The organism is Candidatus Proelusimicrobium excrementi (genome assembly GCF_937881865.1).
Taxonomy (GTDB): Bacteria; Elusimicrobiota; Elusimicrobia; order Elusimicrobiales; family Elusimicrobiaceae; genus Proelusimicrobium; species Proelusimicrobium excrementi.
Genome location: NZ_CALGEO010000086.1, coordinates 1 through 5796 on the forward strand (window position 1 = coordinate 1; position 5796 = coordinate 5796).

General features: G+C 44.7%; 5 protein-coding genes. All 5 read right to left on the bottom strand.

Annotated features, from left to right (window positions below; all coding sequences use genetic code 11):
- Positions 1-496 (bottom strand): ATP-binding cassette domain-containing protein (locus tag ACQY26_RS04010; RefSeq protein WP_428047823.1); only part of this gene is annotated, 496 nt, incomplete at its 3' end.
- Positions 497-1273 carry an MlaE family ABC transporter permease gene (locus tag ACQY26_RS04015; RefSeq protein WP_428047824.1) on the bottom strand — a complete coding sequence of 259 codons (777 nt, stop codon included), beginning with the start codon at positions 1271-1273 and terminating at the stop codon, positions 497-499.
- Positions 1273-2397, bottom strand: coding sequence for an alanine racemase (gene alr, locus ACQY26_RS04020; protein ID WP_428047826.1), 1125 nt, complete (start codon positions 2395-2397; stop codon positions 1273-1275). The genes ACQY26_RS04015 and alr overlap by 1 nt, the downstream gene beginning before the upstream one ends.
- Positions 2394-3755, bottom strand: coding sequence for a replicative DNA helicase (dnaB, locus tag ACQY26_RS04025; RefSeq protein ID WP_428047827.1), 1362 nt, complete (start codon positions 3753-3755; stop codon positions 2394-2396). The genes alr and dnaB overlap by 4 nt, the downstream gene beginning before the upstream one ends.
- 393 nt (positions 3756-4148) lie before the next feature.
- Positions 4149-5672 carry a hypothetical protein gene (locus ACQY26_RS04030; protein ID WP_428047829.1) on the bottom strand — a complete coding sequence of 508 codons (1524 nt, stop codon included), beginning with the start codon at positions 5670-5672 and terminating at the stop codon, positions 4149-4151.
- Positions 5673-5796: the final 124 nt, after the last annotated feature.

Below are 5796 nucleotides of genomic sequence, written 5' to 3' on the forward strand. Positions count from 1 at the left end.
CACATACGATCATCTTCGGGCCCAAAGACAGAGCTCTTGCGATCCCGATTCTCTGGCGACGGCCGCCGTCCAGTTCATGGGGATAGGCGTGCATCATCCGCTTATCGATGCCCACCAGCTCCATCAGGCGGTTGGCCTCGGCCTTCATCTCTTCCTTGTTCTTAAACCGGCCGGACTGCTTCAAAGGCTCCATGATGGTGGACTCAATACGCAGTCTGGGATTCAGAGAGGAATAGGGGTCCTGAAACACGATCTGCAGCTTTTCGCGGGCGGCGCGCAGTTCCTTGCCGGTGACATGGGTAATGTCCTTGCCGTTGACGAGTATTTCCCCGCCGTCCGGCTCCAGCAGGCGGATTATGCACTTTATCAATGTGCTTTTGCCGGTGCCGCTGCCGCCTATTATAGTGGTAACCTCTCCGTCTTTTATGTCAAGGTTGACACCGCGCAGGATATGCTTGCTGCCGAAATATTTTTTCAAATCCTTTATCTTTATCATCTATATACCCAAAGCGTTTAAAATCGCAGTAAAGAAATAATCCAAAACCAAAATCATCACCATGCTTACGACTACGGCCTGCGTGGTTGATTTGCCGACGCCTTCCGCGCCGCCCCTGGTATAAAGCCCTTTATAACAGCAGACTACGCCTATCATAAAAGCAAAGAAAACAGACTTTATAAACCCGTGCATTAAATCGTCCACGCCGATAAAAGTGGTTATGTCTTCAAGATAAGTATAGGAGGAAACGCCCAAACCGTAAACGCTTACCAAATATCCGCCGAACATACCCGTAACATTTGCAAACAAAGTAAGTATCGGTATAGCCAAAGTAAAAGCTATAAGCCTTGGTATAACCAAGTAACGTATGGGATCGGTGCCCAAAGTATGCAAAGCGTCTATCTGCTCGGTTACGCGCATGGTGCCTATTTCCGCCGTAACGGCCGCGCCGGCGCGCCCGGCCACGACAAAAGCCGTCAATACCGGCCCGAGTTCCCTTACCAATGAAAATCCCACCAATGTGCCTATATAAATCGGTTCGCTTAAAATACTTTGCATCGTCGTGCCGGCCTGCAAAGCCAAAACCATGCCGGTAAAAAGGCTGGTAAGCGTAGCCACTATCATGGATTCCACGCCTATTTTGACGGTCTGCTGCATGGTTTGGGCAAACTCAAGAGGGGCTCTGAAAAGCCAAAATACGGAAGAGTAGACCAAGCTTGAAGCCTGCCCTATTTGAGTTAAAGCGTTTAATACGAATCTTCCTAAACTTTTAAACATCAGTCTTCCGCCTTTCTGGGCACTCTGGCCGTTATGGAGGTTAAAACTTCATAATCTATAGTTCCGGCCGCGGCGGCAACCTGTGCGGCAGTAATTTCTTCAGAACCTTGACGGCCTATAAAAACGGCTTCGCTGCCGACGGGGATATCCCCCAGTTCCGTAATATCGGCCATAAGCATATCCATGGTTATATTACCGATAAGAGGGCACGGCCTCCCATGTATCAAAACTTTTGCTTTATTGGATAAAACCCTGTGAAATCCGTCGCCGTAGCCTAAAGGTATAGTCGCAATTTTGGAAGGCCGCGCGCACTTAAAAGTACGGCCGTAGCTTATCGCCGCGCCTGCGCGAACGTCTTTTATAAAAACTATTTTGGATTTTAAAGACAAAACCGGCTTATAGCCTTCTTCCAAACCGTAAGCCAAATGGCCGAGGCGCACCATATCAAAACAGGCGTCTTTATAATTTAAAAAACCGCTGCTGGCCGATATATGAGCCGAACCGACTTTAAGCCCCTGCGCGGCGGCCTCGCAAAGCAAATCTTTAAAATAGCCCAACTGCATACGAGTATACTCTTCGCTGCCGTCCGCGCTGGAAAAGTGGCTGAAAGTCCCTTCTGTTTTTACATACTCGCCCTGATTTAAAATTTTTAAAATTTCCAAAGCGGCCGGGCGGCGGCTGCCTATGCGGCCCATACCAGTTTCCTGCTTGACGTGGCATTTTGCCGTAATCTTAAGTTTTGCCGAAAGCTCGGTTATATATTTGGCCGCGCGAACGCTTGCCACCGCTACCGAAAGGCCGTATTTTAAAGCGTATTCAAAACAGTCAAAAGGATAAACGCTCCCCAAAACCAATATCGGCAGAGTTATCCCATTTTGCCTTAAAATTATGCCCTCTTCTATGGAAGCAACGCCGAAAGCGTCGCAAAGTTTTTCTTTCTGCGCGAAAGCGGAAACCAACTCCGCCCCGTGTCCGTATGCGTTGGCTTTTACAAGAAGCATTATTTTACAGTTTTCGCGCCCTCGGGCATTAAGTTCCGCCCGCGCTTTGCCAAGGTTGAAAGCCAACGCTTTTAAGCTGATCGCGGCGTAAGTAGGGCGCAAAAGAGGCATATCCGTCATCATACCGGCGCGGCCTCCGGCGCAACTTCTACATTTTCGGGCGCGGGGTTGGCAAATAAAGTGTATTCGCTGTACCAGTTCAGTTTAACGTCGCCCACCGGGCCGTTGCGTTGTTTGGCGATGATAAGAGTGGCGTCGCGTTCAAGGCTGGGATCATCCCTTTTATAATAACCTTCGCGGTGTATCAAAGCTACGACGTCGGCGTCTTGCTCTATTGAGCCTGATTCCCTCAAGTCCGAAAGCTGAGGCCTGTTGCTGGTGCGGGTTTTGTCTTCAGTCTTTCTGTTAAGCTGGGAAAGCGCCAATACCGGCACCTCAAGGTTACGGGCAAGCTCTTTAAGCATTCTTGAAATTTCGGAAACTTCCTGCTGACGCGATTCCGCCTTTTTCCCGCCGCCGCGTATAAGGCCTATATAGTCTATCATTATAAGGCCGAGTTCCTTGCCCTGTTTTTTAAGTTCGCTGGCAAGCCTTCTTGAACGCACGCGTATATCGGTAATGGTTAAGGCCGGGGTATCGTCAATAAACATCGGCGCTTCGCCAAGCCTTTGTATTTCCCTTGCAAGTTCGCGCCAGCGTTCTTTTTTAAACATACCTGTGCTTACCTGATGCAAATCAGCCATTGCGGCGGAACACACCATTCTTTGATAAATGGAGTGGCGGCTCATTTCCAGGGAAAATATCGCCACCGGCACTTTTGCGTGCACGGCGGCATAATGGGCTATATTTAAGGCCATTGCCGTCTTACCCTGAGAAGGACGCGCGGCAAGAATAATCAAATCGGACTTCCTTAAACCGCCGGTTTTTAAATCAAACTTTGTAAAGCCGGTGGGAACGCCTTTTATAGGATTTTTGTCGACGATAAGCTTTTCTATCATCTGCATGACTTCGCCGGAAAGTTCCTTTGAAGACACAAACCCCTTAAGTTCCCTTTGCTGGTTAAGTTTAAAAAGTTTGCCCTGGGCCTCGTCAATAAGGCTTGTAGGGTCATCGGGATTTTTATAACATTCCTCAACGGTTGAAGTGGAAATATTTATAAGCTCCATTTTTGCGTAATGCTCTACGTGCGCCGCGGTGGAAACTTTCCCCATAAGCTCGGAAAGGTAACGCTCCCCGCCGATTTCGGCCAAAAAGCCCTGTCTTTTAAGTTCTTCGGTAATGGTTATCAAATCTACGGCTTGGTTCTTGGACATCAAAGATGCCATAGCGTTAAAAATCTTTTGATGAGCATTTTTGTAAAAATGTTCAGGTTTTAAAATGTCAAAAGCCCGTTCCAAAGCTTCGGCTTCTATCATCATGGAACCCAAAACGGCCATTTCTGCGTCTAAAGCCTGGGGTGGAAGTTTATCGTTAATTGCCATATAAATATACTCCTTGGATATTATTTTTATTTTAGCAATTTAAAGCCCTTTCATAAAGGAATTTAGAATAAAACACTATCAGCGCATTTACGTCTGAAACCCCGCGCCTAAAAGACGCGGGGTCCCCCAAAATATACAAGCAAGCAAAAACATCAATAAAATATTTTCCAAAGCATTTCTAAATAATGCCCAACATTTATATTTTTGTTCCCAGCCGGAGGCATGAGAAAATAGACGGCGTGATTGCATATATAAGGCTGAGTGTCTTTAAAGTATTGTATTTCTTCAAAATGTAAATGTGTATTAGGCTCCCCCCTGCTTGTACCCGGTGCCATTTCATCGGTGCCGATACGAATTGTAGTACCGCCGGAGGAGGTTAGAGTTGTGCCGCCGTTAAAACATTTCCATAACCCCGATAGGGATATCTCGGGAATAAACATATTCGAAATTGCTCAAAGCAGTCGTTGATCCGTCTATTAATTGAGACATATATTTATTTACGGAATCTTTCTTAGCTCTTAAATAACTGCCGGCAAAAGCATTATTTAGTTCATATATCGTAGCCGCCGGTATTGCAAGGGCACCCAGTAAAACGCCGACGGCAGAACTTTCAATTACAACCGCGCCGCGGGCTAATGTCCCGATTTTGCTTAAATCAATAGTAACAGGGGTTTTTAAATGTCTGATAATAGCGCTGCCATACTTGGAAATCTCAATAGCTATTCCGCTATTAGACATTCCTCCGGACGCCCCCTGCACCATAGCTGCCGCGAAAGCCGGCATTGAGGCCTTTTGTAATATATTGCCATTTTGGTCAACTATCACAAGTTCCGATTTATCATACCCTTCTATTACTCTGTCAATGTTTTGTTTATATAACTTATAGCCGGCTTCGCTTAGGCCAAAACGCATATACTCTAAAGAAACTTCCGCGGCGATAATCTCCCTTTGTTGGGTATTGTAATCAAAAGTTCCAGGCATGGTATTGAGTTTTTTCACGCCCTCATTAACATTAAGAGTGTATTTGGAAAAAGCCATCGCCGCATTTGCTGCGGCGGCCTTGACGCGCTGGGGATAATTTCCGTTGATATAATGACGCAGTTGGTTTATATCTCCAAAACTATTATTAATCAAAGCGGCATATACAAGAAATAAATAACGTAAATTTTGATTGGTAAGATAGAACTTATCATCGCATTTTTTACTATCGCTTTTAGCCAGCATATTCTGGACAACTTTATGTATATCAAAATCGCAATCGCCGGATTCTCTGCAATGTTTGCCTTGAGCGTACACCTCTTTAATCTTACTTTTCAGTAAAGCTTCAAATTCCTTCATATCTTTGCAAGGTTCTCCGCCCGTACCCTCAGAAGGACACATGATTTCCGCATTTATATATTTTAAATCCGGTATAAAAGCCTTTCTTTGCCCAGAATCTGCTCTTTGTTTTTCTTGATTAAGTGCATCAATAAACTTGTCTTCACCGTTCTTTGAGCAAGCCTGGTTAACTATATTTATTGCCCGTTCTATATCTTCTTTACTAACAGGACGCAATACCCATTCGCCAGATTTTAGCAATACTTTTTTATCATTGTTTATGCCATAGGCGGCAACAAAAACATTAGCAGCGTTAAGAAATTTATCCTGTTCAGCATTATTTCCAGTACTGTGCAAAATTTTGTCCATTTTAGCTAAATACGCATTATATCCATTGTGGCCTATTTTTCTATTTTTTGCCCTATTCTCATCATTGTTCATATACTTGCAAGTAAAACCAATAAGACATTCCGGAGAAAGCCAAGATGGATTTGAACTGCTTTTAAGCATACCTTCATAATTGCAATTGGCCGCAAAAGCCGGAATAAAAGAATTAAATAAAAAAACGAAAGATAAAACAGAAGAAAAGAGCTTTTTCATAAATGAAAATAGCCTCCTTAAGCAGGAATTAGCGCCACAGCGAGATATAGGAGCAAAGAAGCATAGATAAAACAGGAGTGGCTGAGATATGGGTAAAATTTATCAAAAAAAACAAGTCAACTGT

What these genes read in the sequence shown, in the direction of transcription:
- ACQY26_RS04015 (WP_428047824.1), bottom strand. Translation starts at nt 1,273, where the DNA reads ATGTTTAAAAGTTTAGGAAGATTCGTATTAAACGCTTTAACTCAAATA.
- alr (WP_428047826.1), bottom strand. Translation starts at nt 2,397, where the DNA reads ATGATGACGGATATGCCTCTTTTGCGCCCTACTTACGCCGCGATCAGC.
- dnaB (WP_428047827.1), bottom strand. Translation starts at nt 3,755, where the DNA reads ATGGCAATTAACGATAAACTTCCACCCCAGGCTTTAGACGCAGAAATG.
- ACQY26_RS04030 (WP_428047829.1), bottom strand. Translation starts at nt 5,672, where the DNA reads ATGAAAAAGCTCTTTTCTTCTGTTTTATCTTTCGTTTTTTTATTTAAT.